We start from the raw sequence: 19,411 nt of genomic DNA, 5'->3' as shown, positions 1-19,411 counted from the left end.
CGGTGAGAAACATTTCAGGCACCCGCCCCTTCGGTAGCCATCAACGTCGAGGCATGCGGATCGAACGGACAACCCCCGTCCAGGTGTGCGACGTACTCGTCGCGGAAGTACTTGATGGAAGATGTGATGGGGCTGGCCGCCCCGTCTCCCAACGCGCAGAAGGACTTTCCGAAGATGCCGTCTGCGATGTCGAGCAGCTTGTCGATATCGGCCCGGGTGCCTGCACCGGTTTCCAGCCGGGCGTAGATCTGGGCCAGCCAGTACGTGCCTTCGCGACACGGTGTGCACTTGCCGCACGACTCGTGGGCGTAGAACTGGGTCCACCGGCGCACCGCCCGCACCACGCAGGTGGTCTCGTCGAAGATCTGCAGAGCCTTGGTGCCGAGCATGGAGCCGACAGACGCCATGCCTTCGTAATCCAATGGCACGTCGATGTGTTCGGCTGTCAGCAGGGGTGTCGATGATCCGCCCGGGGTCCAGAATTTCAGGGTGTGCCCGTCGCGGACACCGCCGGCGTAGCCGAGCAGTTCGCGCAGGGTGATGCCCAGCGGAGCCTCGTACTGGCCTGGCCGGTTCACGTGGCCGGAGAGCGAATACAGGGTGAAGCCAGGGGATTTCTCCGAGCCCATCGACCGGAACCAGTCCACCCCGTTCACCATGATCGGCGGCACGCTGGCGATGGACTCGACGTTGTTGACCACCGTCGGGCAGGCGTACAGTCCCGCGACGGCGGGAAACGGTGGGCGCAACCGTGGTTGGCCGCGCCGGCCCTCCAGAGAATCCAGTAGCGCGGTCTCCTCGCCACAGATGTAGGCGCCCGCGCCCGCGTGCACGGTCAGTTCGAGATCGAAACCAGAGCCCAGGATGTCGGTGCCCAGATACCCGGCCGCATACGCCTCGGCGACCGCGGCCTGCAGACGCCGCAACACCGGCACTACCTCACCGCGGACATAGATGAACGCATGACGGGCCCGGATCGCGTAGGCCGCGATGATCACGCCCTCGACCAGGAAGTGCGGTGTGGTGAGCAGCAGCGGAATGTCTTTGCAGGTACCGGGTTCGGATTCGTCGGCGTTGACCACGAGGTAGTGCGGCTTGGCCCCGGCACCTTCGTCCCCCTGTGGGATGAAAGACCACTTGGTTCCGGTCGGGAACCCGGCACCGCCGCGTCCGCGCAACCCGGAATCCTTCACCAGCGCGATCACGTCGTCCGGTGACATCGCCAGGGCTCGCTGCAGCCCGCGGTAACCGTCGTGGCGGCGGTAGGTGTCCAACGTCCACGGTTCCGGTTCGTCCCAGAATCGGCTCAGTACCGGGGTCAGCGGGGTCATGCGACCGGACCTGTCTCGGGCGTCGACATTCCGCGTTCTCTGGCCTCACGCAGGCCGGCCAGGGTGGCCGCGCCCGGGACACCACCCGAGGTGTGCGGATTGCTCAGACCGGCCAGCGTGCGTGCCGTTTCCCGGAACGTGCACAGCGGCGCTCCGCGGGTCGGTGCAGGCGGTGTCCCACCACGGAGGCCGTCCACCAGATCCCGTGCCGACGACGGTGTTTGATTGTCGTAGAACTCCCAGTTGACCATGATCACCGGGGCGTAGTCACACGCCGCGTTGCACTCGATGTGTTCCAGGGTGACGCGGCCGTCGGCGGTGGTGTCGCCGGCGCGGATGTCCAGGTGCTCCTGTAGGGCCTCCAGGATCGCGTCGCCGCCCATGATCGCGCACAACGTGTTGGTGCACACCCCGACGAGATACTCGCCCGTGGGGGTGCGCCGGTACATCGAGTAGAACGTGGCGACCGCGGTGACTTCGGCATCGGTGAGTCCCAACCGCGCTGCGCAGAAACCGATTCCGGCGGGCGTCAGGCAACCGTCCTCGGCCTGCACCAGATGCAGCAACGGCAACAGGGCCGAGCGGGCATCGGGGTAACGGGCGGTGATCTGCTCGGCGTCGACGGTGAGCCGCGCCGTCACCTCGTCCGGATACGCCGCGGGCCCGTTGATCGGCGGGCCCGGTTCATCGGGGCGCTGCCCCAGTTGAATGAACACTTCCGTCACCTGTCCACACCCCCCATGACCGGGTCTATCGACGCCACCGCGGCTATCGCGTCGGCGACCATGCCGCCCTCACACATGGCCGCCACCGCCTGCAGATTCGTGAAGGAGGGGTCCCGGTAGTGCACGCGGTAGGGGCGGGTGCCGCCGTCGGAGACCATGTGCACGCCGAGCTCGCCGCGCGGGGACTCAACCGCGACGTACACCTGGCCGGCCGGTACCCGGATTCCCTCGGTGACGAGCTTGAAGTGGTGGATCAGCCCCTCCATCGAATGGCCCATGATCTTGGCGATGTGTTCGGGGGAGTTGCCCAGTCCGTCGGGCCCGACCTTCAGATCTGCCGGCCAGGCCAGCTTCTTGTCGTTGATCATCACGGGACCGTCGCCCATCTTCTCGAGGCGGTCCACACACTGCTCGACGATCTTGAGTGACTCCCGCATCTCCTTGACGCGGATCATGTAGCGCCCGTAGGAATCGCAGCGGTCATCGGTGATCACGTCGAATTCGTAGTTCTCGTAACCGCAGTACGGCTGCGCGCGGCGCAGATCGTGGGGCAGACCGGTGGAGCGCAACACCGGTCCGGTGATTCCCAGTGCCATACACCCGGTCAGGTCGAGGTACCCGACACCCACGGTGCGGGCTTTCCAGATGTAGTTCTCGTTGAGGAGATCCTCCAAGTCGCCCAGGCGGTTCGGCAGCAGATCGAGTAGTGCCCGAACCTGGCCGACGGCACCGTCGGGCAGGTCGGCGGCCAGGCCGCCCGGCCGGATATAGGCGTGGTTCATCCGAAGACCGGTGATCGACTCGAAGACCCGCAGGATCTCCTCGCGTTCCCGGAACCCGTAAAACATGGCCGACATCGCGCCGAGTTCCATGCCGCCGGTGGCCAGGGCCACCAGGTGCGACGAGATCCGGTTGAGTTCCATGAGCATCACCCGCACGATGCTGGCGCGCTCCGGAATGTCGTCGGTGATACCCAGCAGTTTCTCCACGCCGAGGCAATACGCCGTCTCGTTGAAGAACGGCGAGAGGTAGTCCATTCGGGTGACGAACGTGACGCCCTGCGTCCAGTTGCGGTACTCCAGGTTCTTCTCGATCCCGGTATGCAGATAGCCGATACCGCAACGGGCTTCGGTGATGATCTCGCCCTCGATCTCCAGAATCAGCCGCAGCACACCGTGCGTCGACGGGTGTTGGGGACCCATGTTCACCACGATGCGTTCGCCGGCATGCTCGCGGGCCGCGGCCACCACATCGTCCCAGTCCTGTCCGCCGACCACGACCACGGGGGATTCGGTACTCATCAGTTGTAGGACCTCCGCTGATCGGGCGGCGGGATCTGCGCGCCGTGGTACTCGACGGGAATTCCGCCCAGTGGATAGTCCTTGCGCTGAGGATGGCCGACCCAGTCGTCGGGCATCTCGATCCGGGTCAACGCCGGATGTCCGTCGAACACGATGCCGAAGAAGTCGTAGGTCTCGCGTTCATGCCAATCGGTGGTCGGATAGACGCGGTACAGCGACGGGATATGCGGATCCGCGTCCGGCGCCGCCACTTCCAGCCGAATCCGCCGGTTGTGGGTGATCGACATCAGCGGGTACACCGCGTGCAGTTCTCGGTCGGTGTCGTCGGGATAGTGCACCCCGCTCACTCCGAGGCACAGCTCGAACCGCAATTGCGGGTCATCACGCAGAATGCTCGCCACAGCGGGCAGCTGGACGCGGCTGACCTCCACAGTCAGCTCGTCTCGATGAACCACCACCCGCTCGATCGAGACCGCATAGCGCTCCTCACCGAGGATTTGGGCGAGCCGGTCGACCACCTCGTCGAAATACTGGCCGTACGGCCGAGGGGAACTGCCGGGCAGTGCGACCGAGCGGACCAGTCGGCCGTAACCCGATGTGTCGCCCGTGCCCGAGGCGCCGAACATGCCGCGGCGCGTTCCGATCACCTCGGGGCCTTGGCCTGTGCCCGTGCCGTTTCCGTTGGCCGTGCTCACCGCAACAGCCCCTTGAGCTCGATGGTCGGTGTGACGGCCAACGCTGCCTGCTCGGCCTCTCGGATCGCCTCCTCGCGGTTCACCCCGAGCGGCATCTGCTGAATCTTGTCGTGCAACTTCAGAATTGCGTGCAGCAGCATCTCGGGTCGCGGCGGGCAGCCGGGCAGATAGATGTCCACCGGCACCACGTGATCGACACCCTGGACCACCGCGTAGTTGTTGAACATCCCGCCGGACGAGGCGCAAACCCCCATGGCCAGCACCCATTTCGGCTCGGCCATCTGGTCGTAGATCTGGCGCAGCACCGGGGCCATCTTCTGGCTCACCCGGCCCGCCACGATCATCAGGTCGGCCTGGCGCGGCGTCGCCGAGAAGCGCTCCATGCCGAATCGCGCGATGTCGAAACGTGGCCCGGCCGTCGACATCATCTCGATGGCGCAGCAGGCCAGACCGAAGGTGGCCGGCCACAACGACCCCTTACGCACGTAACCGGCGACAGCCTCCACGGTCGACAGCAGGATGCCACCGGGAAGACGTTCCTCTAATCCCAATTCAGGCCCCCTCGCCGCCACACATAGGCGTATGCCACGAACACCGTGAGCATGAACAGCAGCATCTCTACCAGCGCGAACAACCCGAGACTGTCGAATGCCACCGCCCACGGATAGAGAAAGACGATCTCGATGTCGAACACGATGAACAACATGGCCGTCAGGTAGTACCGGATCGGCATGCGCTGGCCGGTCACGCCGGCCGCCCCGGGCTGCATCGGCTCGATGCCGCATTCGTAGGCTTCGAGTTTGGACCGGTTGTAGCGGCGCGGGCCGATCACGAGCGCGATACCCACGGAAACCACGGCGAACGCGGCCGCGATGGCTCCGAGAACCAAGATGGGCGTATATAAATTCATGCCACTCGTCGCTCCCTCGCCTGCTTGTCGATGTGAGCTAACCCACAGCCTAGCGAGGTTTGCGGCCTGTGCCACACATTTTGGTTAGTATCGTTTCATATCGGGGCAGCGTGTCGCTGCGGCCGCAGCCATGCCGCGAAAGTCAACGGCACCAGGGCAATTCGCGGAAAGTTACTGGACCGGGGTGCGCAACAGTGACACCACCGCATCACCCAGCCGGATCGGATCGATCGGGTGTGGCACCGCAGCCTCGGCCTGTGACCAGCTAGCCAGCCAGGCGTCGTCGGGCCGCCCGGTCAGCACCAGGACGGGCGGGCAATCGGCGACCTCGTCCTTGAGTTGTTTGGCCACCCCCATGCCCCCGGCCGGGGTGGCTTCACCGTCGAGGATGGCCAGGTCGATGCCCCCGGCGTCCATCCGGGATACCACCATCGGTGCGGTGGCGATCTCGACGTACTCCAGTTCGGGCAGGTCCGGATGCACGCGTTTGCCCAGTGCGAGACGTACCTGCTCGCGGGTGCGCGGGTTGTCGCTGTACACCAGGATGTGCAGCGGCGCGGGGCCGGCCATGACGCCGATGCTACTGCGCATGGCGTCGCCGGCCGGACAACTCAGCGAATTCTGTTGTGTTGCATCAGACTCGAGTGAACACGAGTTCACCCGACAGGACGGTGGTCGGGCCTACCATTCCGAGCAGGTCGCCCGACACGCCGAAGTCGTCACGTTGTACCTCGCACTGTCCCGACAGCTGCAGTGTCCCGCCGTCGAGAACGTCTACGTCGACGGGCAACTCGACCGGCTTGGAGACTCCGCGAACCGTCAGGACGGCCGTCAACCGGATCCTCTCGTCGGACGGCTCCAAACCCGTCACCTCGACGGTGATGTCCGGATGAGTTTCGACGTCGAAAAAATCAGCTGAACGAAGGTGCGCATCACGTTTCGCGATCCCGGTGCGCACTGACGCTGCCGCGACGGTGACGCGGCCGGTGACCCCGGCACCGGCGGAGCCCTCACCGCTCAATTCGGTGAACCGCCCGGTGACGGTGGCCAGGCCCCACAGTGTTTTGTTCCGAAACGTCACCGTGGACAGATCTGGCACGAGAGTCCAGTTTCCGGCGCTGGCGGTGAGGATGTCGCTGGTCGTGGGCATGGCAGCTCCAATGCGTCGGGTCAGACAAACAGGGGTGCGATGTCCCTCGGATCGAAGTATTCGTCGATGCGGTGGATCAACGCGTCACTACCCACTTTGATCACGATGCACACCCGCAATGCGATCAACGTGCCGTCGGGTGCCGCGGCATGCAGGACATGCTGCTGGACGAATCCGCCGTCGAAGAACTGCCGATCGAGCACCTCATAGCGGCGTTCGCTGGTCCTGTCGATGAACCAGTCGATGACCTTCAGCGCACGGGTCCGGTCATTGTCCTCGGTGTCGCCGGCGTGCCACACCGAGACATCGTCGGCCCACAGTCGGGCCACGGCGGCCTTGTCGCCGCGCTCGATCGCGTCGAACAGTCGGTGCGCGACGTCGTCGACCACTGCGGCTTCGGTTGGGGGCATCATCGGCTCCTCGATAGGACTTGACCTCAACGGCTATTCAGGTTTCAGACTCGAATCATGAACTCCACGCCCGCATACTCCCTGTTCGACGAAGCCTACGAGTCCGGCACCGCGCCGTGGGTCATCGGCGAGCCGCAACCGGCCATCGTCGAGTTGGAACGCACCGGCCGCCTGGGCGGCAAGGTGCTCGACGTCGGCTGTGGTGCCGGCGAACACACCATGCTGCTGACCCGGCTCGGTTACGACGTACTCGGTATCGACTTCTCCGAAAGTGCCGTCGCCCAGGCCCGCGAGAACGCCGCGCGACGAGGCGTCGATGCGCACTTCGCCGTCGCCGACGCGACCCGCCTCGGTGAGACGGAGGGCCCGCGGTACGACACCATCGTCGACAGTGCGCTGTTCCACGTCTTCGACGACGCCGACCGGCCGCGCTACGTGGCCAGCCTGCACCGGGCTGCCCGTCCGGGTGCGACGGTGCACGTGCTTGCCCTGTCCGACGCGGGCCGCGGCTTCGGACCCCAGGTCAGCGAGGAAGTGATTCGTCGGGCCTTCTCCCAGGGCTGGGAACTGGAGGCGCTGGAGACCACGACCTACCGCGGTGTCGTCGGTGCGGCGCACGCCGAGGCAATCGGTGAGCCGGTCGGCGCCCGCGTCGACGAGCCGGCGTGGCTGGCCCGGATCCGACGCCTCTGACGGGCTCATTGTTCGTCGTAGCCCGGATGTGCGGCGGCCAGCCGTTGCCGTACCAGGGCCCGCAGACAGGCCGTGACGTCGGCGGCGCGGTCGTCGAGTTCGCCGGCCCGGATCGCCGCCGCCAGCGCGGCCTCGTCGGCGAAACCGACGCCCGCCAACGCCTCGGCGACTGGGCCGGCATCCTCGGCCAGCAGTTCGCGTTCGACCATGCGCAGGGCGTTGGCCGCCACCCGGGCCTGAAATCTGACCGGAGCCGCGACCGTGTCGGCGTCACGCACCTCGGTGTCGAGGAAGTCGGCGACCGCGGCGACGAGCTCGGCCGCGGTCGGGCGACCGTACAGGTTGCTCACCAGCTACTCCCGTCCAGTAGACACAGCAAGTCCCACTCGGTCTCGCAGACACGACGGCCGATGGTCGCCAGCTCCACCGAAGGGGTCTGTCCGCTGAGGTGCCGCTCGGCCTGGTAACGGCAGATGATGCCCCAGCGCAGCGTCGCCAGTACCAGCCACCAGCGGATGGCCGACCGGTCGAGGTTCTCCCCGCCGGCTTGTTCGTAGACGGTGAGGAAGTCCTCGATGCTGCCGAGTCCACCGGCTCCGCGGTCGGCCGGGGCCCCGAACCGCCAGGCCCGGATGCAGAACCACGCCAGGTCCTCATACACCTCGCCGAGGTGCACCAACTCCCAGTCCAACACCGCGGCCAGGCCGGAGTCGTCGACGATCACATTTCCCATCCGGAAGTCGCCGTGCACCAATCGCGGTGCCGACGGCGACGGACGGTTGGCGTCCAACCAGCGAAACACCCACTCGAAAGTGGCAGTGGTATCGCCCATTTCGTCGAGTTGTGCGCGCCACTGAGCTATCTGGTCCTGCTCGACGAGCTCGGGCAAGGCCGGCGGGTCCGCGCGATGGATCGCAGCCAGCGCCTGTGCGCACTGCGCGAGCAGCCGTGCCCGGCCCGCATCGTCGAGGTTGCGCTGAATGCGCCGCACAATCGTTTCGCCGCCGATGAAATCGCAGATCAGGAACGGATCACCCAGGGCCCCAACGGAATCGTCGGCGACCAGCACGTGGGGGACCGGGGCCCCGGCCACCGCAGCCGCCCGCTGCGCCTCGGCCTCCAGTTCCATCCCGGCGTGAACGTCATCCGGAGCACCGGTGCGCAGGATCAGCGGGCGCCGAGCGGTGCCCGTGACCGCGTCGAATGCCCAGGTGGTGCGGCTGGCGCCACCGGTCAGCTCGCGCAGGTTCTCCACGGCAACGCCGTCACCCAGGACCGGGGCGAGAACCTTGGTCAGGCCGGCGCCGAGGGCCGCAGTCACCGCTTGGCCTTGCCGAACCCGAACAGTCGCTGCGCCACCCGGCGCATCTGGATCTCCTCGGCGCCCTCGGTGATCCGGTAGCGGCGATGATGGCGGTAGATGTGCTCGAACGGTTCGTGACGGCTGTAGCCGATGCCGCCGTGAACCTGCATCGCCCGGTCGGCAGCTTCACACACCAGTCGGTTGGCCCGGTAGTTGGCCATCGAGACCTTGTCGGACACCTCCATGTGGTGGTTTTGGTCCAACTGCGTTGCGGCGTACCGGACAAGCAGCCGGACCATCTGCGCCTCGGTCTGCAATTCCACCAGTGGCCATTGCACGGCCTGGTTCACCGCCAGCGGCTTGCCGAACACCTTGCGTTCGTTGGCGTAGCCCACGGCGCGGTCGATACAGAACTGGGCGGCGCCCAAACTGCTGGCAGCCTGGCGAATCCGGTTCTCGTGCAGAAAGGTCTGGCCTACCTCCAGGCCGCGGTCCACCTCACCGAGGACCGCATCACCGGGCACCCGGACGTCGGTCAACTCGACTTCGCCGTGATCGGTTGGCATGTTGAACGTCCACCAATAGAACGGCACGGTGAATCCCGGTGTGTCCGTGGGTACCAGGAACGCCGTGATGCCACGGGCCTGGCCGGGATCACCGGAGGTTCGGGCGAAGATCAGATCGTGCGTGGCCCGGTGCACCCCGGTGTTCCACCGCTTGCGGCCGTTGATGACCCAGCCATCGCCGTCGGGTACCGCCGTGGTCTCCAACCAGGTGGCATCCGAACCGTGGTCAGGCTCGGTCAAGCCGAACGCCATGGAACGCTTGCCGGTGAGCATCGCCTCGACCCATTCCGACTTCTGGGCCTCGGTGCCGAACCGGTCCATCATGATCACCTGCGGGAAGTTGCCGACGATCGACGATTCGTCCTGCAGATCGTTGTGCAGCCCGAGGCCCTTGTGCGCCAGATGTTCCCGGATCACGGCCATGTCCAGGTTGCTGCCGTCGCGACCGCCGAACTTGGCGGGCAACCCGTACCGCAGCCAGCCTGCGGCATCGGCGCGGCGGCGCATCTCGTCGAGCAGTTCTTCCCAGGCCCGCGCGGGTATGCCGCCGTTCTCCCAGTCGGTGCGGGCATATTCGCGGCGCTGGTCGAAGTACTGCATGTGCTCGCGCTCAAGCGGCTTGATCTGGGCCTCGATGAACTCGTCCATCTCGGCCAGGACAGTGCAAAGGTGTTCGGGTAAAGCGAAATCCACGCTGATCTCTCTTTCTCGGGTTTCCAGCTCAGGTCAGAATCCGTACAACGTTCGCTTCCAGATGGTGGACAGGGTGGCAATGGCATCGGCATCGCTGACCTCGATGCCGAGCCCGGACTGGCCTACGAAGACCGTGGTGAAGTTCTCGAACAACAAAGCGATGGCGGCGCCGACGTGCTCGGGTTGCAGGCCCTGGGCGTGGCCCTGATCCTGAGCGTGCCGCACCGAGGCGATGACGATGTCGATGCCGAACCGCCGGAACTTGTTCTGCACGTCGGCGAATCGCTGTTGGGTGGCCGCGAGCTGGGCGACCGCGATCATGATGCCGATGTTCTGTTTGAAGATATTCCAGTAGCCCGTGACCACCGTGGTGAAGAACTCGGAGTCGTCGGGGGAGTCGGGCAGATGCAGGTTCAGTCCGGACGGCTCGACGACGTCGTGCAGGAACGACTCGGCCAGCGCGGCCAGCAGGTCCTCCTTGTCGGTGAAGTACCGGTAGAACACCGCCGGGCTCCTACCCGCGGCCGAGGTGATGTCGGCCAAAGTGGTTCCGTGAAAGCCGCGCTCGGCGAACAGTTTTCGGGCGGCCAACTCGATGGCGGACCGGGTCTGGCGGCCCTTTGTGCCCAGCTCGGCGGCGGTCATCGACGCCTCAGCCCAGGATCCGGTCGCCCGCGCGCAGCAGTGCGCTGGGAAGCTCGTGACCGACGGCGTCCTGTGCGATGCGCGCGGCGTCGATAGCGGCGGACAGGTCCACATCGACGGCGATGTCACTGTCGCGCAGCAGGTAGACCAGATCCTCGGTGGCGATGTTGCCGCTGGCGCCCGGCGCGAACGGGCAACCGCCCAGGCCGCCGACCGATGCGTCGAGACGGGTGATGCCGGACTGCACGGCCGCGTATGCGCTGGCCAGGCCGGCTCCACGGGTGTTGTGGAAGTGTGCGCCCAGCGGCAGGTCGCCGATCAACGGCCGGACCTTCTCGATCAGAGTGCTGACCCGTCGCGGGGTGGTGGTGCCGATGGTGTCGGCGATCGCGATCCGGTTGGCGCCGAAACCAACGGCTGCCGAGGCGATGTCGAGCACTCGCTGCGGATCGGTCGGGCCGTCGAAGGGGCAGTCCCACGCGGTGGCGATGATCACCTCCACCGAGGTGTCGCTGTCGTGCGCGATGGCCACGATGTCGGCGATCTGCGCGGTCGCCTCGGCCGAGGTGCGACCGACATTTGCGTGGGAGTGGGTGTCTGAGGCCGACACCACGTACTCGATGGAGCGCAGGCCGGCGGCGATGGCGCGTTTGGCGCCATTGGGGCTGGCCACCAGCGCGGAGAACTCCACGTCAGGAAACCTGTGCAGTTCTTCGGCGAGTTCGGCGGCGTCGGCCAGGGCCGGCACCTTCGAGGGGGATACGAACGCGGTTGCCTCCACCTCCCGCACCCCGGTGGCCACGATGGCTTCGAGGATGGCGACCTTGGCGGACAACGGGATCGGTGTCTCGATCTGCAGACCGTCCCGTAGGCACACCTCGCGGATATCGACCTTGTCGGGCAGATTCATCTCACAGCACCCCCTCGGCGTGCAGGGTTTCCAGTTCCTCAGGGCTGCGGCCGAGCAGGCCGCCGTACACCTCGTCGTTGTGCTGGCCGGGCCGGGCTGACCCGGCGTTGCGGATGGTGCCGGGTGACTCGGAGAGCACCGGGACGACGCCGGGGCCCTTGACGTTGCGCTGCACGCGCTCGTCCCAGTGGTCGGCGATCATCCCGCGGGCCCGCAGCTGCGGGTCCTGCACGACCTCGGCCACGGTGTTGATCGGCCCGCTGATCACGCCGGCCTGCGACAGGGTGTCGATGATCTCGTCGGGCTGGCGAGTGGCGGCCCAATCGCCGATGATCTTGTCCAGCTCGTCCTGATTGCGGCCCCGGGCAACATGATTGACAAACCGTTCGTCGGTCGCGAGTTCGGGGCTGCCCATGGCGGCGCACAACCGGCGGAACACGGTGTCCTGATTGGCTGCGATCACCACCCAGCTGCCGTTGGCACTCTGATAGATGTTCGACGGCGCGATGCCTTCCAGCCGAGTGCCCGACGGGCCGCGCACCACGCCGCCGACGTCGTAGTCGGGGATGGTGGATTCCTGTACCGCCAGGCAACTTTCGGTGAGCGCGGTGTCCACGATCTGGCCTTCACCGGTCACCGTCCGCCGGTACAGCGCAGCCAAGGCACCCTGGGCGGCGAACATGCCGGCCAGGCTGTCACCGAGCGACAGTGCCAGCCGAGGCGGGGGACCGCCCGGGAATCCGTTCATGTGCCGCAGCCCGCTCGACGCCTCCGCCACCGAGGCATAGCCGGCTTTGCCGGCGTCCGGCCCGGTCTGTCCGTAGCCCGACACGCGGACCAGGATGATGCCCTTGTTTCGTTCGCGCAGGACGTCGTAGCCCAGGTCCCATTTCTCCAGGGTGCCCGGGCGGAAGTTCTCCACGATGATGTCGGACTGGGCCACCAGGTCCAGGAAGAGCGCCCGGCCGGCCTCCTTGCGCAGGTCGAGAGTGACCGCCTTCTTGTTGCGGGCATGCACCGTCCAGAAGAAGTGATGCCCATCGAGTTCGGCCTGGCCCCAGGTGCGCAACGGATCCGGCGAATCGGGCAGCTCGACCTTGATCACCTCGGCACCCATGTCGCCCAGCAGTCGGCCGGCGAACGGTCCGGAGATCAGGGTGCCGAGCTCGATCACCCTGATACCGTCCAGAGCGCCGGTCGTCATAGCGAGAATCCGTGTCGGTGCAGCCAATCCGTGCAGATACCCACAGCTTGCCGCAAGGTGTCGCGCTGGTCCGGGCCCGAGTAGTAGTGGTTGGCGCCGGGGATCTCGTGCATCTCCTTGTCCGGGTGTCCGATCGCCTCGTACAGCCGACGGGTGTGGCTGGGCGTGCACGCGTCGTCGGCCAGGTTGCCGATCACCAGGGCGGGCACCGCGATGTCCGGTCCCGCCTTGACCGCGTCACCGTTGGCGTCGTCGTAGCTCCACTGCGACAGCCAACTGCGCAAGGTGCAGAATCGCGCCAGGCCGACGGGACTCATGTTGACCACCTGGGGATCACCCAGATAACACGTACCGGGTTGGCGATCGTTGGGATCGACGGTCGGATCCAGCCAGCGCGGGTCGGCCATGGTGCCGTGCACGACGAACGCGAACTCGTCATCCGGCCGGCCGGCGGCCTTCAGTTCCGCGAGCTTTTCCTTGACCCACTTGGTGATTCGCCGGTTTCGTGCGATCTGGGCCTGGTGGTACCGCTCCAGGAACTCCTGGGTGTAGGGCGGCTGGTTGGGGTTGTCCGGGTTGTAGAGATCCAGCTCAGGGTCCCGCTTGGTGGGGTCGTTCTCGTCGAGGATGGAGGCGTCCATCCATTCGGTCATGGTGCCGTGCCGGCTGATGTGGGCGGCCAGCAGCATGATTCCGTCGGCCGGGATCAGCCCCAGCTTGGTCAGGTCGGGCCCGTCGCCGGAGGGACTGGCCGTCACGGTCGGGTGTTGGGCCTGCTGTTGGTAGAACACCGACAGTGAACCGCCGCCGCTCCACCCGGCCAGCACCACCTTGTCGTAGCCCAGCCGGTTCTTGGCGTCTTTGATGCACTCGCCGAGATCTTCGACCACCTTCTCCATCAGCAGGGCCGAGTCGGTGCCGCGGAACCGGCTGTTGCAGTAGATGACATGGTGCCCGGCCCGAGCCAATGCGTTGATCATGGGCAGGTAGGCGCCGCCGCCGATCGGGTGCATGAACACCAGTACGGTGTCCGACGGCTTCTCCTTGGGTTTGAGCAGATAGCTTTCCAGCACCACCAGTTCGGCGACACCGCCGTAGACGTCGCGCACCGCTGAGTTGTTCTGGTAGGCAACCAGATACGGGATGCGGTCGTATGCGTGCTTCACAGGTGTATCGATTGTTGTCATCGCTTTCCTTGGTTCGTCGCGCAAGCGCTCATCACTAGTGCTGCCCCAGGTCGTTGGCCAGAATTTCGGCGGACGGGGTGAGACGGCGGCGCGTGTCGATGGCGATCACCGACCAGTCGACCCGGTCGTAGTCGTCGAACTTGCGGCGGGCGCGTTCCCGCGCCTTTTCGGGCGCCCCGTGGTGAACACCCTGCGGTGCATGGGACACCAGGCCGGGCGGCATCGGGATGCCGTAGAGCGACCCGCCGTGGAAGAACGCGATCTCGTCGTAGTCGACGTTGCGGTGATACCACGGGGTGCGTTCGGTGCCCGGCACGCTCTCGGCCGGCTTGGGCAGGAAGTTCATCACGTATACCCCGGTCGCCTGCATGAAGAGGTGCACGGTCGGTGGCAGGTGCACGCTCTCGGAGGTGATGACGGTGTAGTCCTCGATGTTGAAGGTGAACGGGAAGTTGTCGCCCCGCCAGCCTTCCACGTCCAGCGGATTGTGTTGGTAGAACAGCGAGGTCGGGCCTCCGTCATGAATCAACCGGACCTCGTACTCGTCCCGTCCGTCGTCGTCGATGGGTGCGGGCTCGGGGATGGTCACCTGCGCCGGGTCGAACGGGAAGTGCCGGCCCAGAGTGCCGGCCGGCGGCACCCGGAAATCGTCGGTGGCCTGAATCATCAACCACGTGCTCTCACTCTCGGGCACCTGGCGGAACGTGCAGGCTTTCGGGATGTAGACCCAGTCGCCCTCGCGGTAGCGCAGGGGGCCGAACTCCGTCTCCAGCAGGCCTGACCCCTTGTGTACGAACAACAGCAGGTCGCCGTCCACGTAGCGGACGAAGAACGGCATTTCCTCACTGCGCCGGCTCAACAGCACTTGGCAGTCGGCGTTGGAGAACATCAGTAGCGGGCCGCCTTGTGCGTCGGTGGCATCGCTGGGCTTGAGCTCACTGGACAACACATCGGTGGGCCGCAGGGGGCCGACGGTGCGGTAGGCGGTGGGATCGTTACGCCGGTACATATTCGCGGTGCGGCCCACGAATCCGCCGCGACCGAGCTCGTCGTCTTTGAGGCCGTCGAGGTCGGCATGAACCCGTTTCGGGGTCTTGCCTTTTCGCAGGTGGACGAAGGATTCCATGCTCGACTCCTGAACGGTGTGGGGCAAAAACTGAAAGTGACTTTACTTTTTATTAAGGCCGGTGACAAGGGGTGTTGTCCCCCGATCTACCGCGTTTCGGGGCGGGCGTGCCGGGGTAGCCCTGCAGCGGGCGCCGAGGCTCGCCGCTGCCCGTCGGTCTCAACGAAAGGACTCGAATGCGAAAGGAATTGGAAGGCCGCAGGGTGGGGATCCTTGCCGCCGACGGTGTGGAGCGCATCGAACTCGAACAACCCCGTGCGGCCGTTGAGAACGAGGGCGGTCACGTCGAACTGCTGTCGCTCAAAGCCGGCGAAATCCAGGCTCGCGATCACGACCTCGAACCCGCAGGCACCTTCCCCGTCGACCGCACGGTCGCCGAGGCGAAAGTCGACCAGTTCGACGCGCTGATCCTGCCCGGAGGCACCGTGAACCCCGACAAGTTGCGGCTCGATGAGACCGCGGTCGCGTTCGTCCGCGACTTCGTCCGCTCGGGCAAGCCTGTCGCGGCGATCTGTCACGGTCCCTGGACGCTGGTGGAGGCCGACGTGGTGCGCGGCCGCACGCTGACGAGCTATCCGAGTATCCGCACGGATCTCGGCAACGCCGGCGCCACCGTGGTGGACCGGGAGGTCTGTGTCGACGGGAACCTGATCACCAGCCGTTCGCCCCGCGATCTGCCGGCCTTCTGTGAGGCCATCACCGAGGTACTGGCAAGCAGTCCTGCTCAGACCTGAGGGTCGGCCCGGCGATGACTCCTCCTGCCGCGGCCGTCGCGGCCGGTGCTGAACCTGTCGGTGAGCGGTCGACCGTTCGGCAGCGCAACTTCGTGTTCCTGGCGGTGGTACTGGGCATGTTGCTGGCCGCCCTCGATCAGACGATCGTGGCCACGGCCCTGCCCACCGTCGTCGCCGATCTGGGCGGAGCCGGACACCAGGCCTGGGTGGTCACCAGCTATCTGCTCGCTTCGACGATCGTCACCGCCGTGGTGGGAAAGTTGGGCGACACGTTCGGCCGCAAGAAGGTTTTCCAGGCGGCGATTCTGCTCTTCCTGGCCGGCTCGGTCTTGTGCGGTGCGGCTGGATCGATGGGCATGCTCGTCGCGTCGAGGGCGCTGCAGGGCCTTGGCGGCGGTGCCATCACGGTGACCGCGGTGGCCGTGATCGGCGAGGTCATTCCATTACGCGACCGCGGGCGTTACCAAGGCGCGCTGGGCGCGGTCTTCGGCGTCACCACCGTCATCGGTCCGCTGCTCGGCGGCCTGTTCACCGACCATCTCAGCTGGCGGTGGGCGTTCTGGATCAATGTGCCGGTAGCCGTGGTGGTGATCGCGATCGCCGCAGTGGCCATTCCCGAATTCACCCGTACCGCAAGGCCGGTGCTCGACTACGCCGGCATCGTCCTGGTCGGCCTCGGGGCGGCCGGGCTGACGCTGGCGACGAGTTGGGGCGGCACCACGTATGCGTGGGGTTCGCTGACCATCATCGGACTGTTCGTCGGGTCGGTGGCGGCCCTGGCGGCGTTCGTGTTCGTCGAACGTGTTGCTACCGAGCCGGTTCTGCCGATTCGTCTGTTCACCAATCCGGTGTTCACCGTGTGCTGCGTGCTGTCGTTCGTGGTGGGTTTCGCGATGCTGGGCGCCCTGACGTTCCTGCCGACGTACATGCAGTTCGTCGACGGTGTCTCGGCCACCGCATCCGGGCTGCGCACCCTGCCGATGGTTGCCGGTCTGCTGGTCACCTCATTGGGCAGCGGTGTGCTTGTCGGGCGCACCGGCAAGTACCGGATCTTCCCGATCGCCGGCACGGCGATCATGGCGATCGGATTCGTGCTGCTGTCGCGGATGGATGCTGATACCTCGACGCTGACCCAGTCTGCCTACCTCCTCGTGCTGGGCAGCGGGATCGGGCTCAGCATGCAGGTGCTGATCCTCGTGGTGCAGAACACCGTCGACTTCACCGACCTGGGCGTGGCCACATCGGGGGTGACCTTCTTCCGGGCCATCGGGAGTTCTTTCGGCGCAGCGATTTTCGGCTCGCTGTTCGCCAACTTCCTGGGCGACCGGCTGCCGTCGGCGATGGCCGCCGGCGGCGCGCCTCCGGAAGCGGCCACCTCGCCTCGGGTGTTGCACGGCCTGCCGCCCGAGGTCGCTGCCCCGATCGTCGACGCCTATGCCGATTCGCTGACGCGGGTGTTCCTGTTCGCGGCGCCGTTCGCCGTCGTCGGTTTCGTGCTGGCGCTGTTCCTCAAGCAGGTGCCGCTGCGCGATACCGCGGCCACCGGGAGCACCGACTTGGGCGAGGGCTTCGGCATGCCGACCACCGAATCGCCGGAAAAGCTGCTCGAGGTCGCGATAGGCCGGCTGCTGCAACGCAGTCGCGGTATCGACCTCGAGGCCCTGGCCCGGTCCTTGTGAAGCCGGCTGGACACCGCACAACTATGGGCGCTGATCCAGATCTACCGGCACGCCGCCGCGACCGGGGTCGCGAACCTGTACGAGATCGCCGACGAGCGGCGGGTGCCGCGGCAGATTCTCGAGCCCGCATTCGACCGGCTGGTGGCGTTGGGTCTTGCCGCCCGGACCGGGCGAGAGTTCTCGCTCACCCCGGCGGGCGCGGCGGAAATCAGCTCGGCTCGCAACATCATCTCTGGCTGGCTCACCGAATCTCTCGCGCAGTCGTCCGAATTCGAGGGTCGCCCCGACCGCTTGCGGGTACAGGGCGCGCTCGACCGACTCGCTCGTGGCGTCCTGATGGAGCGGGATCCGGAGCAGGACGAGACTCGGCCGATGAAGCTGGGTCCGGCGCGGCCCCCGGCAGCCGAACCACCGACCACCCGGATGCGCGGCCCGGCGGCTCGGCCACCTCAACCACGTAAACCACCTCAACCACGTCAACCACCCCAACCGACTCCGCCGCCGACCGAACCGCCGACCCGCCCGTTCCGCCCCCGTCCGGGGCCCCGCGCAAGGGGGCCCAGGCCGCCACATCGCTAGATCATGGAGGTGCGGGGAATCTTCATCCCCAGTGCCAATGCGCCGGCCAACTCGCGGCTGGTGTCGTAGTCGAACACCACATGGCCCGACAGGACGTCGACATCGCGTTTGAAACGTTGCAGGGGACTGGACAGGAAATGGATGCTCGCCCCGCCCGCTCCCAGCAGATCGGCGATGACGGCCTTGGACTCGGACACGATGTGCGCCGCGGCCAAGCGGGCCTGCGCGCGCACCGGTTTGTCCACCGGGTCGCCGGACGCCACGATCGCTTCGATTTCGCCGACGGTGTCGGCCAACAGGGCACGCAACGCGCGCATCCGCACCTGAGCCCCGGCCAGGTGGGCCTGAGCGATCGGCTTGTCCTTCTGTATGACGCCTTCGTAGGGCAGCACGCGTTCGCCGAGGCGTTGCGCGTAGATCTCGGTGACCCGCTCGGCACTGCCCAGGGCCGGCATCGCGGCCAACAGGGCCAGCGCGGGCACCATCGGCCAGCGGTAGGCGGATCCGTCGTGTAATCCGGCCCCCGGAGCCGTGCCGGAGTAGATGTCGAGGACCTTGACCAACCGGTGCCCGGGGACGAAGACATCGGTGGCGATGGCGTCGTTGGAGCCGGTGGCCCGCATACCGTCGGTGTGCCACACGTCGGCCACCGTCACGTCGCTGATCGGCAACAGCGCCAGCGCCGGGTACAGCGCGTCGTCGGGGCCGCACAAGGCGGCGACGATGATCCAGTTCCCGTGCATGATGCCGGTGGCCCAGGACCACCTACCGGTCAGGCGGATGCCGCCGTCGACCGGCAGCCCGCGCCCCGTCGGCGCCAGCGGGGCCGGAGCCAGGAAAGGTCTGCTCGCGAACGCCTCCTGCTGGGCTTGCTCGCCGAACAGCGACAGCATCCAGTTGTGCAGCGCCAGGAAGCCGATGGTCCAGGCACTGGATGTACAGCCGTGGGCCATCCGGCGTACCGGATCCAGGATCTGTGGGAAATCCGCCTGTCGGCCGCCGTAGCGCGCGGGCACCAGGAGTTCGGTGAAACCGGATTCCACCAGGTCGGTCACCGTCGCGTCGGGTAGCCGGCGCAACTCCTCGGCTTCAGCGGCTCGCTCGGCCAGTCGCGCGACGAATTCGGCGGTGATGGAGCACTCGGAGGTGAGGGGCGAGGTCATGCGCCGAAAGTTACCATACTTTTTAGTATGGTCGTGATTCCGCGCTGGTATGAGGACGTCCGCCGGACATTTGGAATACCGGTTGGCGACGATCGCATAACCCTCTGGACACCAGTTGTGAACAGATAGGCATCAGTGTTGATCGAGTGCGGCCGGCGCCGTCCGGGGGAGGAAGGCGTTTACGCAGGTAGAGCACTTGTCGGTGGGCGATAGATAACGCCGAATTCACTTTTTTGAATCCGCAGATATGCAGTTCGACGGCGTGCCGCGGGTTTTCCCCCGTCGTGGGCGCGTGATTTACTCATGGCGCAACAACTGAATTCTTCGGTCCGCTCATCAGAGGCACCGGCTCGGGCGAGCGGGCGTGGCAGTGCAGTGACTCGGTCGCTGCGGTGTCGCTTGGCGAT

The 19,411-nt window shown here is 66.3% G+C and carries 20 protein-coding genes and 1 pseudogene; 3 read left to right on the top strand and 18 right to left on the bottom strand.

The window, feature by feature from the left end; translation table 11 throughout:
- Positions 1–14: 14 nt before the first annotated feature.
- From nuoF to K6L26_RS22400, 9 genes are all read right to left on the bottom strand, one after another.
- Entirely contained in the window at positions 15–1,331 is a 1,317-nt protein-coding gene (gene nuoF, locus K6L26_RS22440; RefSeq protein WP_221851574.1) for an NADH-quinone oxidoreductase subunit NuoF, read from the bottom strand.
- Entirely contained in the window at positions 1,328–2,056 is a 729-nt protein-coding gene (gene nuoE, locus K6L26_RS22435; protein WP_019343192.1) for an NADH-quinone oxidoreductase subunit NuoE, read from the bottom strand. Before nuoE ends, nuoF begins: the two co-directional genes overlap by 4 nt.
- Complete coding sequence (gene nuoD / locus K6L26_RS22430; RefSeq protein WP_019343191.1) at positions 2,053–3,357, bottom strand: NADH dehydrogenase (quinone) subunit D; 1,305 nt, start codon at positions 3,355–3,357, stop codon at positions 2,053–2,055. Before nuoD ends, nuoE begins: the two co-directional genes overlap by 4 nt.
- On the bottom strand, positions 3,357–4,052 hold the full coding sequence (locus tag K6L26_RS22425; RefSeq protein WP_221851572.1) for an NADH-quinone oxidoreductase subunit C: 696 nt from the start codon (positions 4,050–4,052) through the stop codon (positions 3,357–3,359). The genes nuoD and K6L26_RS22425 overlap by 1 nt, the downstream gene beginning before the upstream one ends.
- The gene (locus K6L26_RS22420; protein ID WP_036388633.1) at positions 4,049–4,603 is read right to left on the bottom strand and encodes a NuoB/complex I 20 kDa subunit family protein; all 555 of its coding nucleotides are present in this window, start codon (positions 4,601–4,603) and stop codon (positions 4,049–4,051) included. The genes K6L26_RS22425 and K6L26_RS22420 overlap by 4 nt, the downstream gene beginning before the upstream one ends.
- Entirely contained in the window at positions 4,594–4,962 is a 369-nt protein-coding gene (locus tag K6L26_RS22415; RefSeq protein WP_003881436.1) for an NADH-quinone oxidoreductase subunit A, read from the bottom strand. Before K6L26_RS22415 ends, K6L26_RS22420 begins: the two co-directional genes overlap by 10 nt.
- 171 nt (positions 4,963–5,133) lie before the next feature.
- Positions 5,134–5,532: an Rv3143 family two-component system response regulator gene (locus K6L26_RS22410; protein WP_043367658.1), complete on the bottom strand. Its 399-nt coding sequence runs from the start codon at positions 5,530–5,532 to the stop codon at positions 5,134–5,136.
- 64 nt (positions 5,533–5,596) lie between these two features.
- Entirely contained in the window at positions 5,597–6,112 is a 516-nt protein-coding gene (locus K6L26_RS22405) for a YceI family protein (protein WP_047040231.1), read from the bottom strand.
- A gap of 20 nt (positions 6,113–6,132) precedes the next feature.
- The gene (locus K6L26_RS22400) at positions 6,133–6,522 is read right to left on the bottom strand and encodes a nuclear transport factor 2 family protein (protein ID WP_047040252.1); all 390 of its coding nucleotides are present in this window, start codon (positions 6,520–6,522) and stop codon (positions 6,133–6,135) included.
- Positions 6,523–6,579: 57 nt separating this feature from the next.
- Between K6L26_RS22400 and K6L26_RS22395 the strand changes: the two genes are divergently transcribed.
- Complete coding sequence (locus K6L26_RS22395) at positions 6,580–7,215, top strand: class I SAM-dependent methyltransferase (protein ID WP_036388628.1); 636 nt, start codon at positions 6,580–6,582, stop codon at positions 7,213–7,215.
- A 5-nt stretch (positions 7,216–7,220) separates the two neighbouring features.
- Here the strand turns inward: K6L26_RS22395 and K6L26_RS22390 are convergent, their stop codons facing one another.
- From K6L26_RS22390 to K6L26_RS22355, 8 genes are read right to left on the bottom strand one after another with little or no spacing between them, the layout of a single operon-like run.
- On the bottom strand, positions 7,221–7,565 hold the full coding sequence (locus K6L26_RS22390; protein ID WP_064894499.1) for a DUF6285 domain-containing protein: 345 nt from the start codon (positions 7,563–7,565) through the stop codon (positions 7,221–7,223).
- Positions 7,562–8,536 carry a phosphotransferase family protein gene (locus K6L26_RS22385; protein WP_076211434.1) on the bottom strand — a complete coding sequence of 325 codons (975 nt, stop codon included), beginning with the start codon at positions 8,534–8,536 and terminating at the stop codon, positions 7,562–7,564. The genes K6L26_RS22390 and K6L26_RS22385 overlap by 4 nt, the downstream gene beginning before the upstream one ends.
- A complete protein-coding gene (locus K6L26_RS22380; RefSeq protein ID WP_047040234.1) occupies positions 8,533–9,777 on the bottom strand; it encodes an acyl-CoA dehydrogenase family protein in 1,245 nt (414 codons plus the stop codon). Before K6L26_RS22380 ends, K6L26_RS22385 begins: the two co-directional genes overlap by 4 nt.
- 33 nt (positions 9,778–9,810) lie before the next feature.
- Positions 9,811–10,422 (bottom strand): TetR/AcrR family transcriptional regulator, encoded by a 612-nt coding sequence (locus K6L26_RS22375; protein WP_221851570.1) that lies wholly within the window; start codon positions 10,420–10,422, stop codon positions 9,811–9,813.
- Between the two features lie 7 nt (positions 10,423–10,429).
- Entirely contained in the window at positions 10,430–11,332 is a 903-nt protein-coding gene (locus K6L26_RS22370; protein ID WP_047040239.1) for a hydroxymethylglutaryl-CoA lyase, read from the bottom strand.
- A gap of 1 nt (position 11,333) precedes the next feature.
- On the bottom strand, positions 11,334–12,536 hold the full coding sequence (locus K6L26_RS22365) for a CaiB/BaiF CoA transferase family protein (protein WP_085141021.1): 1,203 nt from the start codon (positions 12,534–12,536) through the stop codon (positions 11,334–11,336).
- The gene (locus K6L26_RS22360; protein WP_085141022.1) at positions 12,533–13,723 is read right to left on the bottom strand and encodes an alpha/beta hydrolase family protein; all 1,191 of its coding nucleotides are present in this window, start codon (positions 13,721–13,723) and stop codon (positions 12,533–12,535) included. The genes K6L26_RS22365 and K6L26_RS22360 overlap by 4 nt, the downstream gene beginning before the upstream one ends.
- A gap of 34 nt (positions 13,724–13,757) precedes the next feature.
- A complete protein-coding gene (locus K6L26_RS22355; protein ID WP_019345538.1) occupies positions 13,758–14,849 on the bottom strand; it encodes a homogentisate 1,2-dioxygenase in 1,092 nt (363 codons plus the stop codon).
- Positions 14,850–15,025: 176 nt separating this feature from the next.
- On the opposite strand from K6L26_RS22355, the gene K6L26_RS22350 reads away from it, so the two are divergent.
- Entirely contained in the window at positions 15,026–15,583 is a 558-nt protein-coding gene (locus K6L26_RS22350) for a type 1 glutamine amidotransferase domain-containing protein (protein WP_019345537.1), read from the top strand.
- A 14-nt stretch (positions 15,584–15,597) separates the two neighbouring features.
- Positions 15,598–17,841, top strand: a pseudogene (locus K6L26_RS22345) (MFS transporter).
- Here the strand turns inward: K6L26_RS22345 and K6L26_RS22340 are convergent.
- Positions 17,838–19,004, bottom strand: coding sequence for an acyl-CoA dehydrogenase family protein (locus tag K6L26_RS22340; protein WP_019349214.1), 1,167 nt, complete (start codon positions 19,002–19,004; stop codon positions 17,838–17,840). The pseudogene K6L26_RS22345 and the gene K6L26_RS22340 sit on opposite strands and share 4 nt — an antisense overlap.
- Positions 19,005–19,411: the final 407 nt, after the last annotated feature.

The sequence above is a fragment of the Mycobacterium farcinogenes genome (assembly GCF_019739075.1).
Lineage (GTDB): Bacteria > Actinomycetota > Actinomycetes > Mycobacteriales > Mycobacteriaceae > Mycobacterium > Mycobacterium senegalense.
This window is presented reverse-complemented; position numbering and strand designations above follow the sequence as displayed.